Source organism: Rhodococcus sp. AG1013 (assembly GCF_003350365.1).
GTDB lineage: Bacteria > Actinomycetota > Actinomycetes > Mycobacteriales > Mycobacteriaceae > Prescottella.
The window spans coordinates 106,508-127,839 of sequence record NZ_QQAT01000008.1; the positions used below are offsets into that span (position 1 = coordinate 106,508).

Annotated in this window: 18 protein-coding genes and 2 pseudogenes; 6 read left to right on the top strand and 14 right to left on the bottom strand. The window is 68.4% G+C overall.

The window, feature by feature from the left end; genetic code table 11:
- Nucleotides 1-27 precede the first annotated feature (27 nt).
- Nucleotides 28-279, bottom strand: a complete 252-nt coding sequence (locus DEU38_RS12390) for a hypothetical protein (RefSeq protein WP_114721756.1) — start codon at nt 277-279, stop codon at nt 28-30.
- A gap of 149 nt (nt 280-428) precedes the next feature.
- On the opposite strand from DEU38_RS12390, the gene DEU38_RS12395 reads away from it, so the two are divergent.
- A complete protein-coding gene (locus tag DEU38_RS12395) occupies nt 429-1,133 on the top strand; it encodes a PadR family transcriptional regulator (RefSeq protein ID WP_114721556.1) in 705 nt (234 codons plus the stop codon).
- A 23-nt stretch (nt 1,134-1,156) separates the two neighbouring features.
- Here DEU38_RS12395 and DEU38_RS12400 read toward each other — a convergent pair whose 3' ends face one another.
- The 5 genes from DEU38_RS12400 to DEU38_RS12420 all read right to left on the bottom strand — a co-directional run bounded on the left by DEU38_RS12400 (nt 1,157) and on the right by DEU38_RS12420 (nt 6,488).
- Nucleotides 1,157-2,092: an alpha/beta hydrolase gene (locus DEU38_RS12400; RefSeq protein WP_114721557.1), complete on the bottom strand. Its 936-nt coding sequence runs from the start codon at nt 2,090-2,092 to the stop codon at nt 1,157-1,159.
- Between the two features lie 38 nt (nt 2,093-2,130).
- Nucleotides 2,131-2,922: an IclR family transcriptional regulator gene (locus DEU38_RS12405; protein WP_114721558.1), complete on the bottom strand. Its 792-nt coding sequence runs from the start codon at nt 2,920-2,922 to the stop codon at nt 2,131-2,133.
- A gap of 201 nt (nt 2,923-3,123) precedes the next feature.
- On the bottom strand, nt 3,124-4,056 hold the full coding sequence (gene bphC, locus DEU38_RS12410; RefSeq protein WP_114721559.1) for a biphenyl-2,3-diol 1,2-dioxygenase: 933 nt from the start codon (nt 4,054-4,056) through the stop codon (nt 3,124-3,126).
- A 29-nt stretch (nt 4,057-4,085) separates the two neighbouring features.
- Entirely contained in the window at nt 4,086-5,267 is a 1,182-nt protein-coding gene (locus tag DEU38_RS12415; protein WP_114721560.1) for a hydroxylase, read from the bottom strand.
- A gap of 42 nt (nt 5,268-5,309) precedes the next feature.
- Nucleotides 5,310-6,488, bottom strand: a complete 1,179-nt coding sequence (locus DEU38_RS12420) for a Rieske 2Fe-2S domain-containing protein (RefSeq protein ID WP_114721561.1) — start codon at nt 6,486-6,488, stop codon at nt 5,310-5,312.
- Nucleotides 6,489-6,741: 253 nt separating this feature from the next.
- On the opposite strand from DEU38_RS12420, the gene DEU38_RS12425 reads away from it, so the two are divergent.
- From DEU38_RS12425 to DEU38_RS12440, 4 genes are all read left to right on the top strand, one after another.
- Nucleotides 6,742-7,551, top strand: a complete 810-nt coding sequence (locus DEU38_RS12425) for a mycofactocin-coupled SDR family oxidoreductase (protein WP_114721758.1) — start codon at nt 6,742-6,744, stop codon at nt 7,549-7,551.
- Complete coding sequence (locus DEU38_RS12430; protein WP_114721562.1) at nt 7,551-8,384, top strand: mycofactocin-coupled SDR family oxidoreductase; 834 nt, start codon at nt 7,551-7,553, stop codon at nt 8,382-8,384. The genes DEU38_RS12425 and DEU38_RS12430 overlap by 1 nt, the downstream gene beginning before the upstream one ends.
- Nucleotides 8,385-8,409: 25 nt before the next feature.
- Nucleotides 8,410-9,234, top strand: a complete 825-nt coding sequence (locus DEU38_RS12435) for an SDR family NAD(P)-dependent oxidoreductase (protein WP_114721564.1) — start codon at nt 8,410-8,412, stop codon at nt 9,232-9,234.
- Between the two features lie 145 nt (nt 9,235-9,379).
- Nucleotides 9,380-10,957: an AMP-binding protein gene (locus tag DEU38_RS12440; protein ID WP_114721760.1), complete on the top strand. Its 1,578-nt coding sequence runs from the start codon at nt 9,380-9,382 to the stop codon at nt 10,955-10,957.
- A 60-nt stretch (nt 10,958-11,017) separates the two neighbouring features.
- Here DEU38_RS12440 and DEU38_RS12445 read toward each other — a convergent pair whose 3' ends face one another.
- From DEU38_RS12445 to DEU38_RS12470, 6 genes and pseudogenes are all read right to left on the bottom strand, one after another.
- Entirely contained in the window at nt 11,018-11,746 is a 729-nt protein-coding gene (locus DEU38_RS12445; protein ID WP_114721566.1) for a hypothetical protein, read from the bottom strand.
- Nucleotides 11,747-11,918: 172 nt separating this feature from the next.
- Nucleotides 11,919-12,689 (bottom strand): FAD-binding oxidoreductase, encoded by a 771-nt coding sequence (locus DEU38_RS12450; RefSeq protein ID WP_114721568.1) that lies wholly within the window; start codon nt 12,687-12,689, stop codon nt 11,919-11,921.
- 35 nt (nt 12,690-12,724) lie between these two features.
- Nucleotides 12,725-13,478: pseudogene (locus DEU38_RS12455) on the bottom strand (NmrA/HSCARG family protein).
- A 123-nt stretch (nt 13,479-13,601) separates the two neighbouring features.
- A pseudogene (locus DEU38_RS12460) lies at nt 13,602-13,823 on the bottom strand (nuclear transport factor 2 family protein); the annotation flags it as partial.
- Nucleotides 13,824-13,859: 36 nt separating this feature from the next.
- Entirely contained in the window at nt 13,860-15,077 is a 1,218-nt protein-coding gene (locus tag DEU38_RS12465; RefSeq protein WP_114721570.1) for an ABC transporter substrate-binding protein, read from the bottom strand.
- Between the two features lie 453 nt (nt 15,078-15,530).
- Entirely contained in the window at nt 15,531-16,694 is a 1,164-nt protein-coding gene (locus tag DEU38_RS12470; protein WP_114721572.1) for an FAD-binding oxidoreductase, read from the bottom strand.
- Nucleotides 16,695-16,938: 244 nt separating this feature from the next.
- On the opposite strand from DEU38_RS12470, the gene clpB reads away from it, so the two are divergent.
- A complete protein-coding gene (gene clpB, locus DEU38_RS12475) occupies nt 16,939-19,491 on the top strand; it encodes an ATP-dependent chaperone ClpB (RefSeq protein ID WP_114721574.1) in 2,553 nt (850 codons plus the stop codon).
- 59 nt (nt 19,492-19,550) lie between these two features.
- Here the strand turns inward: clpB and DEU38_RS12480 are convergent, their stop codons facing one another.
- The gene (locus DEU38_RS12480; protein ID WP_114721762.1) at nt 19,551-20,129 is read right to left on the bottom strand and encodes a DUF1707 domain-containing protein; all 579 of its coding nucleotides are present in this window, start codon (nt 20,127-20,129) and stop codon (nt 19,551-19,553) included.
- A gap of 136 nt (nt 20,130-20,265) precedes the next feature.
- Nucleotides 20,266-21,210 carry a triacylglycerol lipase gene (locus tag DEU38_RS12485; protein ID WP_114721576.1) on the bottom strand — a complete coding sequence of 315 codons (945 nt, stop codon included), beginning with the start codon at nt 21,208-21,210 and terminating at the stop codon, nt 20,266-20,268.
- Nucleotides 21,211-21,332 lie beyond the last annotated feature (122 nt).

The following is a 21,332-nucleotide window of genomic DNA, read 5'->3' on the forward strand; positions in this document are numbered from 1 at the left end:
GTGGCAGAGACCGGGACCGCCGTCGGATCACTCGAGGCGGCCGGGCACCGGGTAGCTGCGCAGGGACAGGCCGAGCTGTCCGGAGATCGTGAGATCGTCGATGGACTCGCGCAGCTTGTGGCACGTGGGCGTCCACGGACGTCCGACCTCGGTGCGGGCCTCGGCGAACTCGGGGCACGCCCGGTCGGCATCCTCGAGCCACTGGATGCTGGTGTGGGCCTCGCTGTACTTCTCGACGAGGACTCGGTTGCCGCAGCTGTTGCAGCTGACGCTTTCCATGAACGGACCTCCTGACTCCATGCGTGACGGTAGTCACTGTCGTGTCGTACGTCTGCAGTTCTCCCACGGAGCGGGAGGTGCGCTCCCGGTGAGCGGACACTTGCTACCGGGCTGTAACCACCTTCTACCTGGGCTGTTAGGCTTCGGCCATGCCCGAAACCGAGCCCGCCAACGACGCTGTCGACGCCGGCTACCCGTCGCTGCCCGCCACCAGTTGGGCGGTTCTGGGCATGCTGACCCTCGGCGAGGGGCTCACCGGATACGACCTCAAGAAGTGGGCCGACTGGAGTATCGGCTACTTCTACTGGAGCCCGTCGATCAGCCAGGTGTACGGGGAACTCAAGAAGCTCGAGGCGGCGGGCCTGGTGGAGTCCGAGATGGTCTCCGAGCCCGGCGAGCGCGGCCGGCGCGTCTACCGGATCACCGAGCGTGGGACGCATGCGGCGCGGAACTGGTCCCGGGACGCGCCCGTCGACCAGCCCGTGCTCAAGCACGGTTTAATGCTCCGGCTGTGGATGGGACACCTCAACGACCCCGAGCACCTCAAGGCGCTCGTCGAGGCCCACATCGAGAACATGGAGGCGCTGCGCCAGCGCGCCGAGTTGCACGCCGACCACGCCACGCGCGAGCCGTCGTGGGCGTTCTCGAAGATGAGCCTGAAGTGGGCCGAGCGCTACTACCGGGCCGAGATGGACCTCGCGCGGCAGATGCTCGACGATATCGACGAGGCCGCAGAGACTTTCGCGCACGTGCGCGAGCGGGACGAACTTGGCAATCCGATTCCCGAGGTGGCTGGTTCCTGGCGTGATGTCGAGGACTTCGTCGAGGGCTTGGAGAAGGGTGGGCAGCGCTGAGCGCCCACCCCTCCCGCTGACGCTCAGTTCGACGCGGTCCCCAGGATCGACTGGAGGTCCGCCCACAACTGCTTGCGCGCCACCTGGGTGATCGACAGTGCCGGAATCGTCAGGAATCCGTGGAACAGCCCCTCGTACACGCGGTGGATCGTGGGCACACCGTCGGCCGCGAGCCGTGCGGCGTAGGCGTCGCCCTCGCTGCACAGCGGGTCGCGGGTCGCGGTGACGACGACGGCGGGCGCGACGCCGGACAGGCTCTCGGCGCGGTTGGGGGAGATCAGCGCGCTGTCCGCGCCGCCGGGTGCGTACTGCTTCCAGTACCACTGCATCGCCGCACGGGTGTTGAAGTGACCCTCGGAATAGGTTCGGTAGGAGTCGGTTTCGAAGTCGTCGTCGATGACGGGGTAGAGCAGTGCCTGGGCGGCGACGGCCGGGCCACGACGATCGCGGGACGCCAGCGCGACGGTGGCCGCGAGGTTGCCGCCGGCGCTGTCCCCGGCGACGATCAGTCGGGCCGGATCTGCGTTCAGGTCGGCGCAGTTGTCCGCGGCCCAGACGAGCGCCGCGTAGACGTCCTCGAGTGCGGCCGGGGCCGGATGCTCCGGGGCGAGTCGGTAGTCCACCGAGATCACCACGGCGCCCAGTCCGTTCGCGGCCGCACGGCAGATTCCGTCGTGGGTGTCGAGGTCGCAGAACACGAAGCCGCCACCGTGCGCGAAGACGACCACGGGCCGCGGCTGCGTGGAGTTCGCGGCCGGCTCGTAGACGCGGACCGGGATCGGTCCGGCGGGTCCGGCGATCTCGAGGTTCCGGACCGACGCCACCTCCTCGGGATTCGCGACGGGCTGTAGCCGGGCCCGGATCGCGGCCCGCGCATCGGCGCCGGTCATCTCCTCGACGGGGGGAAACCCTGCGTCGAGCAGGGTGAGCATCGACTCGACCTCGGGATCGATCTGCATGGTGCTCCTAGAAGTCTGGGGTCAGGAGTGTCTGGGGATCAGGCGTACTGGAGGCGGGCGCGGGGCGCCGCGGTGGGCATGCTCTGCAGGCGGTTGCGGTGCGCGATCGGCGCCGCGCCGTGGCTGCGTCCGGTGAGGGACTGCAGGATCGCGTTGGCGGCCATGCGGACCGGCGCGGAGTGACGGTGGTCGAACTTGAGGTGACTGGTGGGTCCGCAGATCGACAGCGCGGCGGTGACGCCCCCGACCGGACCGATCGGGACGGCGATGATGCCGATGCCGCCGGAGATCTGGCTGACCTCGTACGCGACGCCCATCTCGCGGACCTTGTGCAGTTCGGGCGTGAACTCGGCGAGGCTGTCGGTGCCGTTCGGCGTGTACGCGAGCAGGGCCTTGCCGATCGCGGAGTTGCGGGCCGGGTAGCGGCTGCCCACACGGGTGGGCAGCTCGGCGGCGAGCCGTCCGCCGACCTTGTCGAGGTAGAGAACGTCGGTGCCGTCGAGGACGCCGAGGTGTACGACGTAGCCGGTGACGCGGTGCAGTTCCTGCAGGATCGGTGCCGCAGCGGAGTGCAGGCGATTCTGGTGGACGGCGATCGAGCCGAGTTCCATCAGCCGGGTGCCGAGCTCGTAGTCGCGGCCGTCGCGGCGCAGCCAGCGCATCTCGACGAGACGCTCGAGCATGCGATGCGCCGACGACCGGGGCAGCCCGGTGCGCTTGACGACCTGGGCGAGGGTGAGGCGGCCGGGGCCGTCGAAGGTGTCCAGGACGAGCGAAACCCGTTCGAGGATCGCGGTCGGGGTGGAGTCTGCAGTCGCTGGTGCGGTCATCGATGTCTCCCTCACTTCTGTCGAGCATCGCCGTGAGACCCATCTGACGTGGGTATTTCGATTAGAAATAATGACACAGGATCCACATTTTGTGAAGTGGATCACCAAGATCGACATACGCCGAAAGGGGGAACCCGATCGTCCCTGGTAGGACGGGGTTCCCCCTGACGGCGGATTGTTCGGTTGGAGTGGGTCCCGCTGCTACATCGCGGCGAGCGGCTCGCTGCCGGACCAGTCGTGGCCCCAGTAGCTGTCGGCGGTGATCTCCTCGGCGGAGTAGTACCGCTCGTCGACCTTCTGGCCCTCGGTGCCGAACTCGATGTCCCAGCCGCCGGGTGCACGGACGTAGAAGGACACCATCTTGTCGTTGGTGTGGCGGCCCAGCGTCGAGGACACCGAGAAGCCGTCCTTGACGACGCGATCGAGGGCCTGGCCGACGGCGTCGAGCGTGTCGACCTCGACCATGATGTGCACCAGGCCCGGGGCGCCGCTGTGCGGTGCCGGGCACAGCGCGAGGCTGTGGTGGCGCTCGTTCACGCCCAGGAAGCGCACCCGCAGTGGGCCGAACTCCGGCGGGGCCGGGATCCGGAACGCGCCGCGCGGCAGGAAGCCGAGGACGTCGGTGTAGAACTCGAACGTGCCGTTCGGATCCATCGTCGGCAGCACGACGTGGCCGAGGCCCTGCGCACCGGTGACGAACTTGGAGCCGAACGGGGTGACGACCGGGCTGTGGTCGAGGACCGCGCCGTGGAAGATCTCGAGCGTCGCGCCGGCGGGATCCTGGAAGGTCACCACCTCCTCGACACGGCGGGCGTCGGCCTCCTCGACCGAGAGCGGCTTGACGGCGATGCCGGCCCGCTCGACGGCCTCGGTCACGCGCACCAGGGCGTTGTGGTCGCGGACCTCCCAGCCGATGGTGACAACCTCGTCGGTCTCGCCGGGGACGACGATGATGCGTGCCGCGCGCTCGTCCATCCGCAGGTAAAGGGCGTTCTCGTCGGGTCCGCTGCCCTTCGCGAAGCCGAGCACGTCGAAGGCGAACGTGCGCCAGCGGTCCATGTCGTTGGTCTGGACCTTCACGTAGCCCAGGCCGCGGATGTCGGTGCCGAAGCCGCCGACATTGGGGTTCGTCATGTTGTCTCCGTTGTGATTTCGAATGGTGGTCAGATCATCGCGCGCAGCGGACCCTGCGGGTCGACGCCCAGACCGCTCAGCGTCGCCGCGTGGTACACCGTGCCCGGCACATGGATCGCGTGGTGCAGGCCGGCGTGCGCGTCACGCCAGAAGCGCTGCATCGGCTTGTCCATGCGCAGGGCGTTGCCGCCGCAGCGGGCGTACACCGCGTCGATGGCCTGGACGGCCTGCCAGGCGGCGTTGACCTGGGTCTCGCGGCCGAGGGCGCGCTGCTCGAACGTCGGCGTCTTGCCGGCATCGACCAGGTCCCACATACGATCGACGTTGGCCAGCAGCGAATCCCGGGCCGACTGCAGCTTCGCGGTGGCCTCGCCGATGGCGAACATCGAGTACGGGTCGTCCTTGACGGCGGTGCCCTGCGGGTTGATCCGCTCACGCTGGTACTCGTTGGCGTGGTGCAGCAGGCCCTCGCAGATGCCGATCGTGGCCGACGTGATGCCCAGCGGGAACATGTTGGACCACGGCATCAGGTACAGCGTCTCGGTGCGCCCGTACTTGCGGACCGCGGTGCCGTCGATGACCTCGTCGCAGTCCATGACCCGGTAGTCCGGCACGAAGGCGTCCTTGACGACGACGTCCTTCGAACCCGTGCCGCGCAGGCCCACGACGTCCCACGAGTCCTCGATGATCTCGTAGTCGCTGCGCGGGATGATGACGTGGAGCATGCGGGGCGGCATCTCCATGCTGCCGTCCGGGTTGCACGCCATCGCGCCGAGGAAGGCCCAGTCGCAGTGGTCGGTTCCGGAGGAGAACGACCACTTGCCGGCGAACTTGTAGCCGCCGTCGACCGGGATACACATGCCGCCCGGCATGTAGGGCGACGCCATCCAGGTGTCCTGGTCGTTGCCCCAGACCTCCTGCTGCACCTTGGGGTCGGCGAACGCGAGCTGCCACGGGTGCACGCCGACGATGCCGTGGACCCAGCCCGCGGACGGGTTCAGCGATGCCATCCGCATCACGGTCTCGGCGAACTCGCGCGGGTGGACCTCGAGGCCGCCGTGCTCCTTGGGCTGGAGCATCCGGATGGACCCGGCGTCCTTCATCCGCTTGGCGGTGGCGTCGGCGACCTTGCCGATCCGCTCCGCCTCGATGCCCTCGACGAAGATGTCGTCGGCGGCTGCCTCGATGCGGGCCAGGACTTCGTAACTCATGTGTATTTCCTCTTCGAGTCGGGGTGTTCTATGAAGCGGAGACTAGGAGGTCGGGGCCGAGTTCTCGGCCTTTTTCGCGATGTTCTCCGCGACTTCCTGCTGCCAGCTCACGACCGCCCGGGTGGTGTCGATCTCGAACTCGAAGCGCTTGGTCATGTCGTCGGTGATGTCCTCGACGTCGACGTAGAACTGCTGGTACCAGCGGCGCAGCTGGTAGACCGGGCCGTCCTCCTCGGACAGCAGCGGGTTGTCGATGGGCGCCTTGTTCTTCCAGATCTCGACGTCCTGCTCGAAGCCCATCTCGACGCCCTCGGCGAACTTCGCGGCCATGTCGGCGGCGTCCTCGTCCGACAGTCCCGGGAGCTTCTTGACGATCGCGCCGTACTGCAGCACGAACTCGTTGTTGCTCACCGGGTAGTGGCAGTTGATGAGGACCGTCTCGATCGTCTGACCGTTGGCGTCGGACTCGAGCCAGTCGATCATGTACGACGGGCCGAAGTACGTGGCCTCCGAGCGCAGTTCGGCGTTCGGGTCGTCGTAGTTGGTACCGCTCACGATGTCCTCGCGGCCCGTGGACTTCATGAACTGCGTCGCGGTGTGGCCCTCGAAGACGTTCTTGAAGTAGCGCGGGAACGAGTAGTGGATGTAGAAGAAGTGCGCCATGTCGACGACGTTGTCCACGATCTCGCGGCAGTGCGAACCCTTGATGCGCAGGGTCTTCCAGCTCCAGTCGGTCCACTCGTCGGATCCGTAGCCCGCGATCTCGGGGATCGTGACGTCGGCCGGCGGCTTGTTGCCCTGCGGGTCGTTCCAGACGTAGAGCTGGCCGTTCTTCTCGAGCGTCGTCCACGCGCGGGTCTTCGCGAGCGGGGGCACGCGCCGGGCGTAGGGGATGTCGGTGCACTTGCCGTTTCCGCCCCAGCGCCAGTCGTGGAACGGACAGGCGATCGAGTCGCCCTTGATCTCGCCCTGGCTCAGGTCGCCGCCCATGTGGCGGCAGTACGCGTCGAGGACCTTCAGATCGCCCTTGCTGTCGGCGAACACGACGAGCTTGGTACCGAATGCCTCGATGGGGTGCGGCTTGCCGTCCTTGAAGTCCCGGGTGAGACCGATGCAGTGCCAGCCGCGCGCGAAGCGGGTGGGGGCTGCCGCGGCCTCGATCTCGCGGATCTCGTCGGTGTCGGTCGTCGAGCCGTTGGTGGGCGCCGTGTCGAGTGACATGTGTTCCTCCGTGCCGTCAGGGGGCTGTCCTGTGATGCGCCTCATAGAACTCGGCGGCGTGTCGCGCGGGAAGGGGTTCTCCCGCTGGATGGAACACCCCGGAGGTCGTGGTATAGCGGCAGGTCGGAGCGGTCGTCGTGCGGTTTCGACGGCGGCGGCACCCGACCGGCCGGGTCCTCCCACCACGCGGGAGGACTACTGCCGGGTCGCCGGATCGGCTGGCTAGCGTCGCCTCACGGTGAAAGGAATGATCATGATGCGGATGGCCGGTAAGACGGTGCTCGTCACGGGCGCCGGCAAGGGGATGGGGCGCGTGCACGCGGTCCGCCTGGCCGAGGAGGGGGCCGACATCGTCGCGCTCGACCTGCCCGGACGCGAGTCGGAGACGGACCTCGCCGAGACCGCGCGCCTGGTCGAGCAACAGGGCCGACGCGTCGTCACCGGCACCGCCGACATCCGGGACTTCGACGCGCTCACCGCCGCGGTGCGGGCCGGTGCGCGCGAACTCGGACCGCTCGACGTCGTCGTCGCGAACGCCGGCATCAGCGACAACCCCGGCCCGTCGTGGGAGATCGACGACGCCGTGTGGAACCGGTCCATCGACGTCAACGTGACCGGCACGTGGCACACCGTCAAGGCCGGTGTCGCGGAGATGGATCCGTCCGGTGGTTCGGTGGTCATCGTCAGTTCGACGGCCGCGATCAAGGCGGTGCCCGGCGCGTCGCACTACTCCGCGGCCAAGCACGCGATCACCGGTCTGGCCAAGACCCTCGCGAACGAACTCGGTCCGAGAGCGATCCGCGTCAACACCGTTCATCCCGGTGCCGTCGCCACCGCGATGACCCTCAATCCCGCCACGTTCGCGCGGCTGCGGCCCGATCTCGAGAATCCCACCGCCGCCGACGTCGCCGAGGTGCTGGCCACCAAGATGCTGCTGCCGGTGCCGTGGGTGGAGTCGATCGACGTGAGCAACGCGGTGCTGTTCCTGGCATCGGACGAATCCCGGTACGTCACGGGCCTGCAGATGGTCATCGACGCCGGCCAGACCCAGAAGGTGGCGTGATGAGCGGACGTCTCGAAGGCAGGGTCGCGCTGATCACCGGCGCGGCGCGGGGCATGGGCCGGGCCCAGGCGGTGCGGTTCGCGCAGGAGGGCGCCGACATCATCGCCGTCGACGTGTGCGCGCCCGTCGAACATTCGACCACGCCCGGTGCGTCGCCCGAGGATCTGGCAGAGACGGTCCGGCTGGTGGAGTCGCTCGGCCGCAAGATCTGTGCGTTCGAGGCCGACGTGCGTGACCAGCAGGCGCTCTCGGCCGCGGTCGACGCCGGTGTGGAGGCACTCGGACGTCTCGACGTCATCTGCGCGACCGCCGGGATCAGCTCGTCCGGTGCGGCCGTCGAGATGGGCTCCGAGCGCTGGCAGACGATGCTGGATGTCAACCTCACCGGCGTGTGGCACACGTGCAAGGCCGGCATCCCACACGTCATCGACGGTGGCCGCGGCGGCTCGATCGTGCTGATCAGCTCCATCGCGGGCCTGCGCGGCCTGGTGAGCGTCGGGCACTACACCGCGGCCAAGCACGGCGTCGTCGGGCTGATGAAGTCGCTCGCGAACGAGCTTGCGCCGCACAGTGTGCGGGTCAACACGATCCACCCGGCGAACACGCGGACCCCGATGATCCAGAACCCGTCCACGATGCGGACGTTCTGCCCGGGCGTCGAGGAGCCGACGCAGGAGCAGTTCGAGGCGGGAACGCAGTCGATGCACCTGCTGCCGGTTGCGATGATCGAGCCCGAGGACATCGCCAACGCGAGTCTGTTCCTCGCGTCCGACGAGGCCCGCTACATCACCGGTGTCACACTGCCCGTCGACGCCGGCCACTGCGTCAAGTAGAACCGCGGAAAGCAGGGACAGCACCATGCGATTCGAAGAACTGAGGGGCGGCACCGCCGTCGTGACCGGCGCCGGCAGCGGCATCGGGGAGAGCGCGGCCCGGTACGCCGCGTCGCTCGGCATGAACGTGGTCCTCGCCGACATCTCGGCCGAGCGCATCGACGCGGTCGCCGACGACCTGCGCGCCGACGGTCACGCGGTGCTCGCGGTACCCACCGACGTTCGGGACGCGGCCGCCGTGGATGCCCTCGCCGACGCCGCGTACGACGAGTTCGGTTCGGTGACAGTGCTGCTGAACAATGCCGGACTCGAGTCGCTGGGCTACACGTGGGACATCCCGGCCACCGAGTGGCAGCGCGTGATCGACGTGAATCTCAACGGGGTCTTCCACGGCATCCGCTCGTTCGTGCCGCGGATGGGCGCCGATCCGCGGCCGTCGCACATCGTCAACACCTGCTCGGTGGGCGGCATCGCGATCACCCCGCGGATGACGGCGTACGCGGCGACGAAGCACGGTGTGCAGGCGCTCACCGAGTGCGTCTACCTCGAATGCGCGGAGGCGTTCCCGCAGATCCGGGTGTCGGTGTTCAGTCCGGGGCAGGTCGCGACGCGGATCTTCGAGGACGCCCCGGTGCACGACGCGACCGCGGCGGACGCCGGCTTCTGGCGTGACCAGATCCGGGAGGGGATGACCCCGGACGAGGCCGCGAAACTACTGTTCGACGGGATCGCGCGGGACGAGTTCTGGATCCTCACGCACCCCGACGCGTTCGAACGGCTCGCGTCCAAGCGCGCCCGGGTGCTGAGCGAGAAGCTGCGGCCCGACGCGCTGTTCGACGGCCGGAACTGACCGATCCTCTCGGTGTAACAGGTTCCAGTTCTGCGCAAATCCGGTTATCGTGTCGGTGACCCGGACCACACTGGCCGACCGTGGCGCGACCGGCGCTCGCAGCGCCGTGTCCGTGTCCGCGTCCGCGCGCGTAGAAGGAACACACATGACCGACGAGTTCACCGACGTTCTCCACCGCCCCCGCTTCCTGGCGGACCTGCTCATCACCGCGCTGGATCGCAACGCCGGCCGGCCGGCGCTCTACCTCGGCGACGTCGTGCTGACCGGCGGCCAGATGCGCGACCAGATCAGCTGTTTCATCCAGGCGCTCGAGTCGCTCGGCATCGGCAAGGGCTCCACCGTCGCGATGCTGTCGAAGAACCGCCCCGAGGTCCTCATCAGCGTCGGCGCGCAGATGATCCAGGGCTGCCGCAACACCGCGCTGGCGCCGATGGGCTCGGTCGACGACCACAGCTACATCTTGGGCGACGCCGAGATCGAGACGTTGATCTTCGATCCGACCGCGTTCGAGGGCCGTGCGGCCGACCTGAAGGCCGCGGTGCCGTCGCTGAAGAATCTGTTCTCCCTCGGGCCGTCCGAGGTGGGCGTCGACGTGCTCGCGCTGGCGGCGACGTTCACGCCGGAACCGCTGGTGGCCGCGGACGTCGACGGCGACGATCCGTCGAGCATGGTCTACACGGGCGGCACCACCGGCAAGCCGAAGGGCGTGGTCAACACCTTCCGATCGGGTGTGACGCTGCCGCAGATCCAGATGGCGGAGTGGCAGTTCCCGGACGAGATGCGGTTCCTGGCATGCACCCCGCTCTCGCACGCGGGCATGGCGTTCTTCGTGCCGACGCTGATGCGTGGCGGTTCGCTCGTGGTGCTGCCGGCGTTCGAGCCGGGTGCGGTGCTCGAGGCGATCGAGAAGTACAAGATCACCTCGACGATGCTGGTGCCCACCATGATCTACATGCTGCTCGACCATCCGGACCTGAAGACCCGCGACGTCTCCAGTCTGGAGACGCTGTTCTACGGCGCCGCCGCGATGTCTCCGACCCGGCTCCAGGAGGGCATCGCCAAGCTCGGCCCGATCTTCTTCCAGTACTTCGGCCAGAGCGAGTGCGGCATGACGATCACCGTCATGCGCAAGGAGGAGCACGACCCGGAGAACATCGAGCGGCTCGCGTCGTGCGGGCGCCCCGTGCCGTGGCTCGACGTGCGCCTGCTCGACGACGACCTCGACGAGGTGCCGCGCGGTGAGCTCGGCGAGATCTGCGTTCGTGGACCCTTGGTGATGAAGGAGTACTGGAAGAAGCCGGACGAGACCGCCGAGGCGCTGCGCGGTGGCTGGCTGCACACCGGCGACATCGCCCGCGCCGACAAGGACGGATTCCTGTTCATCGTCGATCGCAAGAAGGACATGATCGTCACGGGCGGGTTCAACGTGTTCCCGCGCGAGATCGAGGACGTCATCTCGGGGCACCCGGCCGTCGCGAGCGTCGCGGTCGTCGGAGTGCCCGACGAGAAGTGGGGTGAGGCCGTCAAGGCATGCGTCGTGCTGCGTGACGGCCAAACCGTGGAGGCGACCGAGTTGGCCGAACGAGTCCGCGCCGCAAAGGGTTCGGTGCACGCACCCAAGTCGGTCGACTTCGTCGACGCGCTGCCGCTCACCCCGCTCGGCAAGCTCGACAAGAAGGCCCTGCGCGCGCAGTTCTGGGCAGGGGCCGCGCGCTCGGTGTGACAAGAACGCCCGGCCGACGAGAATCCGTCGGCCGGGCGTTTCCGTGTCGGTGTTCGTCGGTCAGCTACCGGCCACCGCGCCGAAGATCTTGCCGAAGTCGATGCCGTTGATCACGTCGCTGACGGACCCGGTCGGGTTGGTCAGCGACCCGAACATCGAGGTACTGGCCGTGCTGACCGAGCCGAGGCCGGCGGAATCCAGGCTGCCGTTCGCCGACTCGACCGGGTTCTTGGCCCGCACCTTCACGCAGGCGCCGGTCGTCGGCCATTCCTGACTGGTGCTCCAGCCGAGGGGCTTGGCCTGCACGCCGCTGACCAGTTCGCTACCGGCCTGGGCGTCGTCGGAGACGCGGTAGGTCATTTCGAGGACCGCGTAGTTGCCGCCGGTCATGTCCCAGCCGCTGCCGCTCTCCCAGTACAGATTCTTTGCGGGGTCGTTGTTCAGATGGGTGGCGCCCCACTTCTGGCCTCCGGCCAGGTACCAGACGTTCAGCTTGGAGCTGTCCAGCGTCAGTGCCGGGTCGTGGAACTGCCCGATTTCCTTGAGCATCCAGATTCCGCTGCCGCGGCTCACCTTGGTCTGGTAAGTGACGGTGCCGCCGGGTGCGACCTCGGCCTTGTCGGCGGTCTGCTCGACGACGATGCCGTCACTGTTGAAGTTCTTGGTCGGCTGGCAGGCGGACTCCTGGGCGGCGGCGGTTCCGGCGCCGAGAGAGACGGTCATGCCGGTGGCGATCATGGCGGCACTGGCGCCGGCGGCGGCGACTCGTCGTAGCGTCGTACGGTTCACGGAAGAGCTCCATTCGGTCGGAAGTGGTGTCGGCTACTGCAGCCATCAGGACGCGTACCGCACCGCATCACCTGGAGCCGTACCCCCGAACGCGTCCTCGCTGACTATATGGACGCCCGTCCAGACCTGCAGGAGATTCGTTCATTTCATGCCGGGCGGACCCGACGAACTGCTAGTCGAGCGGGTCGAACCGGATGGCGTCGGCGGGGGTTCCGGTGGCGATCAACCGATCCCGGGTGGTTCGCACCATGGCAGGGGAACCGCACACGAGGACCTGGTGGTCGACGAACGCGCCGTGCGCCGCGACGACGTCGCCGAGCGTGCCCTCGAGCAGGTGGTCGTCGCCGAAGCCGGCCAGCGCACTGTCGCCCACGTGGTCGCGGATGCGCTCGTACCAATCGTCGGGGGCGCCGGGGTCGGTCACGTCCTCGACGACGGGAATCGTGGTGAGCCACGGCAACTGCTGCGTGAGCAGCCACAGCATGTCCGACGCGTACAGGTCCGCCACCGTCCGCCCGCCCACGAACAGATACACCTGCGGCGGGTTCGGCACCTGCACCAGGTCGAGAATGATCGAGCGCAGCGGGGCGAGGCCGGTGCCGCCGCCGACCATGACGACCGTCGGTCCCTCCTCGTCGACCGTGAGATCACCGCGCGGAGCGGAGATCTGCCACTGATCGCCGGGGCGTGTGTCCTCGACGATGCTGCGGCTCACCCAGCCGCCGGGGACAGTGCGGACGTGGAACTCGAGCTTGCCGTCGAGCGACGGAGGCAGCGCGGGCGAGAGGCGCCGGGGCAGGCGCGGATGCCCCGGCACGCTCACATCCACGTACTGGCCGGCGCGGAACGGCACGGCCTCACCGATCAGGCGCACCACCGCGACATCGCGGCGCAGGCGGTGGTGTTCGACGACGGTCGCGGTCCAGGAATCCTGCTGTTGCATACGACCATTGTTCCCGGTGATCGGGTCCGCCGCTGCTATCGCGCCGCGCCGAACGTGCTACCGGCCCAATCCGCGAACGACGTCCACCCCACGTCCGGGAACCTGGAATGCAGCCGCTCGAGGTCGACCCGGTAGCCGGGGCCGCGGCCATGGTGTCGGGAGTGGGTGCGTCACTTGCCAGTTCGATCCGCTCGCCGGCGAAGCGCTCGGGGGAGAGCAGACGTGGGCCGCGAACGCCCCGAGATCCCTGCGATCGAGTTGTTGCAGTGGGCGATCCGGCGGCAGCGGCAGGTCGAGCACGCCCTCCGTGCGGATCCGATCGGCGCCGCCGAGTGCATTGTCGAAGAAGTACGTCGGCCCCAGGATCGTGTGGGCGAGCCCGCTGGACGTCAGCTCGGCCTCGATGACGGCCTTGCTCTCGAAGTGCGGAACACCGCTGTGCTGGTCGGCGCCGGCCACCGAGCTGAACACCAGGTGCGGTACCCGGGCCCGACCGGCGGCCGCGACGATCGTGCGGCCCTGGGTGATCTCCTCCTCGACCCCGCCCTCGAACGGCGTCGTCATGGCGAAGACGGCCGCCACGTCGCGCATGGCCGCCGCCAACGACTCTCCGTCGTCCAGCGATCCGGTGACGATGTCGGCGCCCCGGTCGGCGAGGGATCGTGCCCTGGCCGACGTCGGGTTGCGCACCAGGGCACGCACCGGCGCGCCCCGGTCGAGGAGGGCCGTGCTGACCGCTCGCCCCTGTCCGCCCGTGGCGGCGAGAACCAGTATCGGATGGGTGGCCATCGGATCTCCTCCGGTCGGTGACACGGGGTGCTTCCCGCCGCGAGCGTACCCCCGGAAACGGCGTGGACACGACGGACCGGGGCCGTGTGCGGGCGAAGCGCCCGAACACGGCCCCGGTGGGTGTCAGTACGAGTAGAAGAAGCCGCGGTCTCGGCGGACCGCCACCTCCCTGCGGTGCGCGATGCGCCATCCGAGTTCGGTCCGTCGGTACCGCACCGTGTAGTGGCCGGCCACGTGGGTGTGTCTCGTCTCGGCGCCCGACCGGAACTCGAAATGCACTCGAGCCGCGGCCTCGTCGCCGTCCAGTTCGATCGACGGAACGTTCAGCAGATGGATGCCGGCGGCGCGTGCAGTGGCTGGATCGTCATGGCGTCTCCTCGATCACGCGGCGGGATTGCCGTACTGGCCGTTGAGCAGCTTGCTCGGCGGCACGAACCGGTACCCGTCGTCGGCCAGGTTGGGCGCGTGCGATTCCGGCGAGTAGTGGTAGCGCGGGAGGAACGCCGTTCGCGCGTTGTCGAGAACTTCCTGGGTCTCGAGCGCCTCGGCGAGCTTCTGCGGATCCGCGGCGGAGCCGACCTTGTCGGCCGCGGCCGCAACGAGCCCGAACGGGTCGTAGTTGTCGGCGAGGATGAGCGTCGAAGGAATCGACCCCATCGATGCCATCGACGACACCATCGTGTTCACCGTCGTGTCCGCGGCGTCGTAGACGGTGCTCGGGAACACCTGCATCACCAGGTTGGAGGCGGCCCGCGTGCCCAGAGCCCCGTCCGGCGCGGGCTTCGCGATCAGGGCAGTGCCGGAGACCGAGGTGTTGCCGATCAACGGGATGTGCCAGTCCAGTCGCTCGAGGCTCGTGAGCAGGTAACCCAGGGGCGCGCCGTACGCGTCGATGACCAGCGCCTGCGTGCCCTTGTTCTTCAGCGCCTGCAACTGGGCGGTCATGTCCAGTGCGGCCACGTCGTACTCCTCGGTGGCCGACATGCTGACGCCCTCGTCGGAGAGGGCGGAGTCCATCGCCTTACCGAATGCCTCACCGTAGGCGCTGCTTCCGTGGATGACGCCCACCTGCTGGTAGCCCTTGCTCTTCGCGTACCGGGCGAGGGAGACGGCGTACTCGGTGGGTGAGGGCGACAGATCGAAGTTGAGGGGGAACTCGCTCGGATCGGACGAGTTGTCGGTGGGGCCGATGTTGAACGACAGGATCTTGTTCTGCTTCAGGATCGGCAGCGTCGCCGCCGAGACCGTGGACGGGCCCGAGTTGAGGTAGAGGTCCGGTTTCTTGCCGGAGTTCACCGCGTCGCGCAGGTTGGACACCGCCTTGGTGGCGTCACCGCCGTCGTCGACGACGGTGAGTTCCACCGTGCGCCCGGCGATTCCGCCGTTCTTGTTGACCTCCTCGACGCCGGCCTTCGCGGCCAGGATCGAGGTCTGGGCATTCGCCGCCAACGAACCCTGGCCACTGATCGCCCCGGTGACCAGGACACGGTAGGGGCCGCTGTCCGAGGCGTCCTCGCCGGACGCCGAGCCGGAGCAGCCGGCGACGGCGACGGCGGAGGCCGCCAGTGCCGCGATGAACGCAGAATGCCGAATCTTCATGCAGGATCCCTCCGAATGGGCACGGCCGATGCCAGGCGATTGCCTGGGCGCGCTGACGCTAAGGGTGTGACGTGGATTACGTCAATAGCCTGTTCCGCCTCTAGGAAGTGGAGAAAGCTTTGTGAGGCAACATTATTGGATGCATGTGAGCGTGCAGGAGCGGGCCGGAACCCGGTGTCGGGTCCGGCTCGTGCTCGTTGGGATCGACGCTAGAGCGGGTGCGGCGCAGCGCCTACGGAGTCTCCCGCTGACCGGTCGGTTTTCTCGGCGCAGGCGGATTCAGGTTCCCGGGCGTATGCCGGTGGTGACGCGATGGTTGTGGAGTGCCTGCGGCCACGATCGTCGTCAACCACGTTGCGATCACCCAGCCGGACGTCGTGTCGGACGAGTCGGGGCCGGTGTTGTCGACCGGTGGCATCGGTGGGAGGTCGTCCATGCCTCGACTGTGCCCCGTCAGCGCAGTGGGTCGTGGGAGATCGACGACGCCGGCGTGCCGGTCCGCTGTAGTGCGTATGCGGTGGTCTTCACCATCGCCGGGGAACCGCAGATCTGCACCTGCCGGTCGGCCCAGGTTCCGAACTGCCCCACCACTCGGCCCAGCGGGCCGAGCAGGCGCTGGTGCATTCCCGGCGGCGGTTCGGGGCTGGGGTACGGGTGCCACCAGGGGTTCTCGTCTTCCTCGGTGACGGGCACGACCGTGAGCCAAGGGTTGCTCAGCGACAGGTGCCACAGCGTCTCGATGTCGTACAGGTCGCACGGGTACGTGCCGCCGACGAACAGGTGCACCCGCGGGTTGATGCCGCGATGGGCCATGTCCATGATCTGTGCGCGCAGCGGCGCGAGTCCGGTGCCGCCGGCGATCATCAGGACGTCCTGGCCGGACTCGCGGTCCACGTGCAGACCGCCGAGCGGGGAACTGAGCTGCCAGCGGTCGCCGACCGCGGTCTCGTTGACCATCGCGGGGCTCACCCAACCGCCGGACACCCGCCGGACGTGGAACTCGAGCTGGCCGAACGGGTTGGTGGGCATCGCCGGCGACAGGTATCGCCACATCTGGGGCCGCTGCGGGATCTGGACGCTGAGGTACTGCCCGGCGGAGTAGGGGATCGGGGAGTCGGACTCGAGCCGGATGATCGCGAGGTCCCGCAGCACCCGCTCGTGGCTGACGACGGTCGCCTCCCACAGCGCGGGGAAGTCGTCGGCGTCGGCGGCGTCGGACATCGTGGTGGTGATCAGGGCGATCAGCTCGCGCCACGCGGCATCGCTGTGCGGGCCCCACGGCCCGTCGGAGTCGGCGTCGCGCATCGCGTCGAGCAGTGCGTTGCCGGCGGCCGCGTAGTGCTCGCGCTGCACCCCGTACTTGCGATGATCGCGGCCCAGCTGCGCGAGAAACGGCAGCAGTCGGTCGGTGTCGTCGAGCCCGCGGACGATGAACTCGACCGCCGCGACGAGCTTGACCCGCTGGCCGTCCATCCCGGCCGGGAACAGCGAGCGGCTCTGCGGGATGCGGCCGAAGAACTGGGTGTAGAAGGTGTGGGCGAAGCGGTCGCGGGTGTCGGTAGACGAGGTGACGGCCGCAAATTGTGCACGAATGAGACTGATCTCGGCCGGTTCCACGTCGTCCTCCCTTGCATGCGGATCGGCTCCGACCGCAGTCGAGGATCGGAGCCGGTTACCAGTGTGCACCGCCGACGAGACCGTCCGGTTGTGGGCCTCGCCTAACCCGGGTGAGAATTCCCGAAGAATTCCGAAGTTGAGCGGAACAGACTCAACATTTCGTTCGTTGAGGAGAACGACAGCCGACCGGAATCCTCCGGCACGGCACAATGATCTTGTTCGTTCGTCGCAAGGAAGGTGACCAGTGGACTCATTCTCCCCCACCACCAAGACCCAGGCCGCGCTGACGGCTGCGTTGCAGTCGGCGTCCGCAGCAGGCAACCCGGACATCCGTCCCGCGCACCTGCTGGTGGCGCTGCTCGACCAGACCGACGGCATCGCCGCACCGCTGCTCAAGGCCGTCGGCGTCGATCCCACTGTGGTTCGACGCGAGGCCCAGGTGATGGTGGACCGGCTGCCGCGCGCCACCGGCGCCACCACCCAGCCGCAACTCGGCCGCGAGGCGATCGCCGCGATCACCGCCGCGCAGCACCTCGCCACCGAACTCGACGACGAGTACGTCTCCACCGAGCACGTCATGGTGGGTCTCGCGTCCGGAGATTCCGACGTCGCCAAGCTCCTCGTCGGCCACGGCGCCACCCCCGAGGCGCTGCGGGACGCGTTCACCGCCGTCCGCGGCAGCGCGCGCGTCACCAGCCCGGACCCGGAGGGCACCTATCAGGCGCTCGAGAAGTACTCGACCGACCTCACCGCGCAGGCCCGCGAGGGCAAGCTCGACCCGGTCATCGGGCGGGACACCGAGATCCGGCGCGTGGTGCAGGTGCTGAGCCGTCGCACCAAGAACAACCCGGTGCTCATCGGCGAACCCGGCGTCGGCAAGACCGCGATCGTCGAGGGTCTCGCGCAGCGCATCGTCGCCGGGGACGTCCCGGAGTCCCTGCGCGGCAAGACCGTCATCTCGCTCGACCTCGGATCGATGGTGGCCGGTGCCAAGTACCGCGGCGAGTTCGAGGAACGGCTCAAGGCCGTGCTCGACGACATCAAGAACTCGGCCGGCCAGGTCATCACGTTCATCGACGAGCTGCACACCATCGTCGGCGCCGGTGCGACCGGCGAGTCGGCGATGGACGCCGGCAACATGATCAAGCCGATGCTCGCCCGCGGTGAGCTGCGGCTGGTCGGCGCCACCACGCTCGACGAGTACCGCCAGTACATCGAGAAGGACGCCGCGCTCGAACGACGCTTCCAGCAGGTCCTCGTGGGCGAGCCGTCGGTGGAGGACACCGTCGGCATTCTTCGCGGACTCAAGGAGCGGTACGAGGTGCACCACGGCGTGCGCATCACCGACTCGGCGCTCGTTGCCGCCGCGACCCTGTCGGACCGCTACATCACCTCGCGCTTCCTGCCGGACAAGGCCATCGACCTCGTCGACGAGGCCGCGTCGCGGCTACGCATGGAGATCGACTCGCGGCCCGTCGAGATCGACGAGGTGGAGCGCGTCGTGCGTCGTCTCGAGATCGAGGAGATGGCGCTGACCAAGGAGACCGACGCGGCCTCCCAGGACCGGCTCGAGAAGCTGCGCGAGGAACTCGCCGACGATCGGGAGAAGCTGCGCCAGCTCACCGCCCGGTGGCAGAACGAGAAGAACGCCATCGACTCGGTGCGCGAGGTCAAGGAACAGCTCGAGGCGCTGCGCGGCGAGGAGGATCGCGCCGAACGCGACGGCGACCTCGGCAAGGTCGCCGAACTGCGGTACGGCCGGATTCCCGAGCTGGAGAAGCAACTCGAGGCCGCCGCGGCCGTATCGGACGGGGCGTCCGACGGTGCCGTCATGCTCAAGGAGGAGGTGGGTCCCGACGACGTCGCCGACGTCGTGTCCGCGTGGACCGGCATCCCCGCCGGCCGCATGATGGAGGGCGAGACCGCCAAGCTGCTGCGCATGGAGACCGAACTCGGCAAGCGCGTGGTCGGACAGGCGGACGCGGTGCAGGCTGTGTCCGACGCGGTGCGCCGCGCCCGGGCCGGCGTCGCCGACCCCAACCGGCCCACCGGCTCGTTCCTGTTCCTCGGTCCCACCGGCGTCGGCAAGACCGAGCTCGCGAAGGCGTTGGCCGAGTTCCTGTTCGACGACGAACGCGCGATGGTGCGGATCGACATGTCCGAGTACAGCGAGAAGCACTCGGTCGCGCGGCTCGTCGGTGCGCCCCCCGGCTACGTCGGTTACGAATCGGGTGGCCAGCTCACCGAGGCGGTGCGCCGACGGCCGTACACCGTCGTGCTGTTCGACGAGGTCGAGAAGGCACACCCGGACGTGTTCGACATCCTGCTCCAGGTGCTCGACGACGGCCGGCTCACCGACGGTCAGGGCCGCACGGTCGACTTCCGGAACACGATCCTGATCCTCACCTCCAACCTGGGTGCGGGCGGCGACCGTGAGCACGTGATGGCGGCGGTGCGTTCGGCGTTCAAGCCGGAGTTCGTCAACCGGCTCGACGACGTCGTCGTCTTCGACCCGCTGTCGGAGGAGCAGCTCGAGTCGATCGTCGACATCCAGCTGGATCAGCTGGCGGCCCGGCTCGCGGCCCGACGGCTCACGCTCGAGGTGGCGGACTCGGCCCGGTTCTGGCTCGCTGTGCGCGGCTACGACCCGCTGTACGGCGCGCGTCCGCTGCGCCGCCTCATCCAGCAGGCCATCGGCGACCAGCTGGCGAAGCTGCTGCTCGCGGGTACCGTCCGCGACGGCGACACGGTGCCGGTGACCGTCTCCGAGGACGGCGATCACCTGGTGCTCGGCTAGGCGCTGCGCGCCCGTGCGCCTTGTCGGTAGTAGCAGCTACCGGCTAGGCGCACGGGCCGTCAGGCCTCGAGTTCCTTGATTCGCTCCGCGGCCTCGCGTAACCGCTTCTTGCGTGCCTCGTCCTCGGACTCCTTGAGCTCGCCGTAGAGCTCCTCGTCCGAGTCGCTGAACCCCAGGATCATCCGCGGTAGGCCGAGTGTGACGATCAGGCTGGGCCACACCACCCACGCGTAGTCCCAGTCGACGACGTTGTTCAGGATCAGGAACGCCACCAGGGTGAGGCCGAGTACGAGCCAGTCGAGCGATTCGATCCACTTGCCGCGCCGCAGCAGTGACGCGAGCTCGGTCTCCGTGCTCTGCTGCGACGCCGGCATGGCGGCGTCGGCCGTACCGCTGACGGTGAACGGCACCTTGACGATTGCGCCGCCGTCCGCGCGCAGGGGTACGCCGCCGGGCAGATCCCGGAACGATTGCTGCACGCCGTCGAGCGTGCGTGCGTCCGCGATGCTGCCGGTGCGCTCGTAGAACTCGTCGACGTCCAATCGTCCTGCCGCGTAGTGCTCGCCGATCGCATTCAGCGCGTGCAGGCGCTCGTCGTCACTCAGTCGCAGACCACCGCCGCCGGATGTGCCGGTCACCGCCGTCACCTCCCAGTCGGACCCGAATCGTGTGGGTTCGATGGTAGCCGCCGGTCACACACCGTCTCGGGGTCGCCTACTCGGTCGTGAAACTCTTGCAGCCGGATTCGACGACCCGGTCGACGTGCAGGCCTGGTCAGCCCGTGAACGGCGGGACGAAGAAGCACGGGACCGGCCGCGGATGCTCCGGGTCGAGTGCGTTGAGGACGTGCGTCGCGGCGATCGGATCCGCGGCGATGCCCGCGTGTTCGGCGTAGTCCAGTGAACAGGCGTCCTGTACGACGATGTTGGTGGCGTTCGGGGCCTCGACGAAGCCGGCCGTATACGGCACGACGGCCTCGTCGTAGCGGGTCATGATGTTGGTGTACGTCACCTGCGGGACGTAGGGCCCGCCCTCGTTCATCTTGTTCATGAAGTCGGTGCCGGCCGCCATCTGGAAGCACGCCCCGCACAGCTGCTCGACCGTCTGCGCCTGAACCTCTTGCAGTCCCAAGCGTTTGACCGTCGGAGCCAGTTGGGAGACGCCGAGGGCGTCGATGCCCTTCCACAGCGGCGCCAGCGAGACGTACTTGTCGACCTTGTCGGCACCGCCGAGGAACTTCAGGTAGTAGCTGGGCATCAGCGTGCCCTGCGAGTGCCCGACGAGGTTCACCTTCGTCGCGCCGGTCGACGCGAGCACGCGGTCGACGAAGTCGCCGAACTGCTGCGCACTCTGCTCGATCGGCAGCATCCCGCCGATCGCGCTGACCGGCCACGGCATGCCCGGCACGCCGCCGTACGTCAGGGAGAAGACGCAGTACCCCTCGTTCGCGAGCAGGGGTGCGTACTTGCCCCAGTTGGTCTGCTGTCCGCCGCCGGTGCCGTGCACCAGGATCACCGGTTCGGGGTGCTCGGCCGTCGGCTTGCACGAGAAGTCGTTGGAACCGGGCAGCGATCCGGCGGGATTGGTCAACTCCGGCAGGATGCCGGAGAAGAATCCGTCCGGCACCGGCAACGGGGGAGCGGGAGCCGCCCCGGCCGTGCCGCCGATCAGTAGTGCTCCCGAAACCGCGATTACCAGCCCTGCGAACAACTTTCGCACGTAGTGTCCCTTCGTCCGGTGTGCCGTCCCGACCGCTCGAGGAACCTAACACAGGCGATACCGCCCGTAACGTGAAAATCGTGGACTGAAACACATGTGGTCCCCGCCGCCGACAGCTCGCG

Coding starts and splice junctions, on each gene's coding strand:
- DEU38_RS12390 (WP_114721756.1), bottom strand. CDS start 279: ATGGAAAGCGTCAGCTGCAACAGCTGCGGCAACCGAGTCCTCGTCGAG.
- DEU38_RS12395 (WP_114721556.1), top strand. CDS start 429: ATGCCCGAAACCGAGCCCGCCAACGACGCTGTCGACGCCGGCTACCCG.
- DEU38_RS12400 (WP_114721557.1), bottom strand. CDS start 2,092: ATGCAGATCGATCCCGAGGTCGAGTCGATGCTCACCCTGCTCGACGCA.
- DEU38_RS12405 (WP_114721558.1), bottom strand. CDS start 2,922: ATGACCGCACCAGCGACTGCAGACTCCACCCCGACCGCGATCCTCGAA.
- bphC (WP_114721559.1), bottom strand. CDS start 4,056: ATGACGAACCCCAATGTCGGCGGCTTCGGCACCGACATCCGCGGCCTG.
- DEU38_RS12415 (WP_114721560.1), bottom strand. CDS start 5,267: ATGAGTTACGAAGTCCTGGCCCGCATCGAGGCAGCCGCCGACGACATC.
- DEU38_RS12420 (WP_114721561.1), bottom strand. CDS start 6,488: ATGTCACTCGACACGGCGCCCACCAACGGCTCGACGACCGACACCGAC.
- DEU38_RS12425 (WP_114721758.1), top strand. CDS start 6,742: ATGATGCGGATGGCCGGTAAGACGGTGCTCGTCACGGGCGCCGGCAAG.
- DEU38_RS12430 (WP_114721562.1), top strand. CDS start 7,551: ATGAGCGGACGTCTCGAAGGCAGGGTCGCGCTGATCACCGGCGCGGCG.
- DEU38_RS12435 (WP_114721564.1), top strand. CDS start 8,410: ATGCGATTCGAAGAACTGAGGGGCGGCACCGCCGTCGTGACCGGCGCC.
- DEU38_RS12440 (WP_114721760.1), top strand. CDS start 9,380: ATGACCGACGAGTTCACCGACGTTCTCCACCGCCCCCGCTTCCTGGCG.
- DEU38_RS12450 (WP_114721568.1), bottom strand. CDS start 12,689: ATGCAACAGCAGGATTCCTGGACCGCGACCGTCGTCGAACACCACCGC.
- DEU38_RS12465 (WP_114721570.1), bottom strand. CDS start 15,077: ATGAAGATTCGGCATTCTGCGTTCATCGCGGCACTGGCGGCCTCCGCC.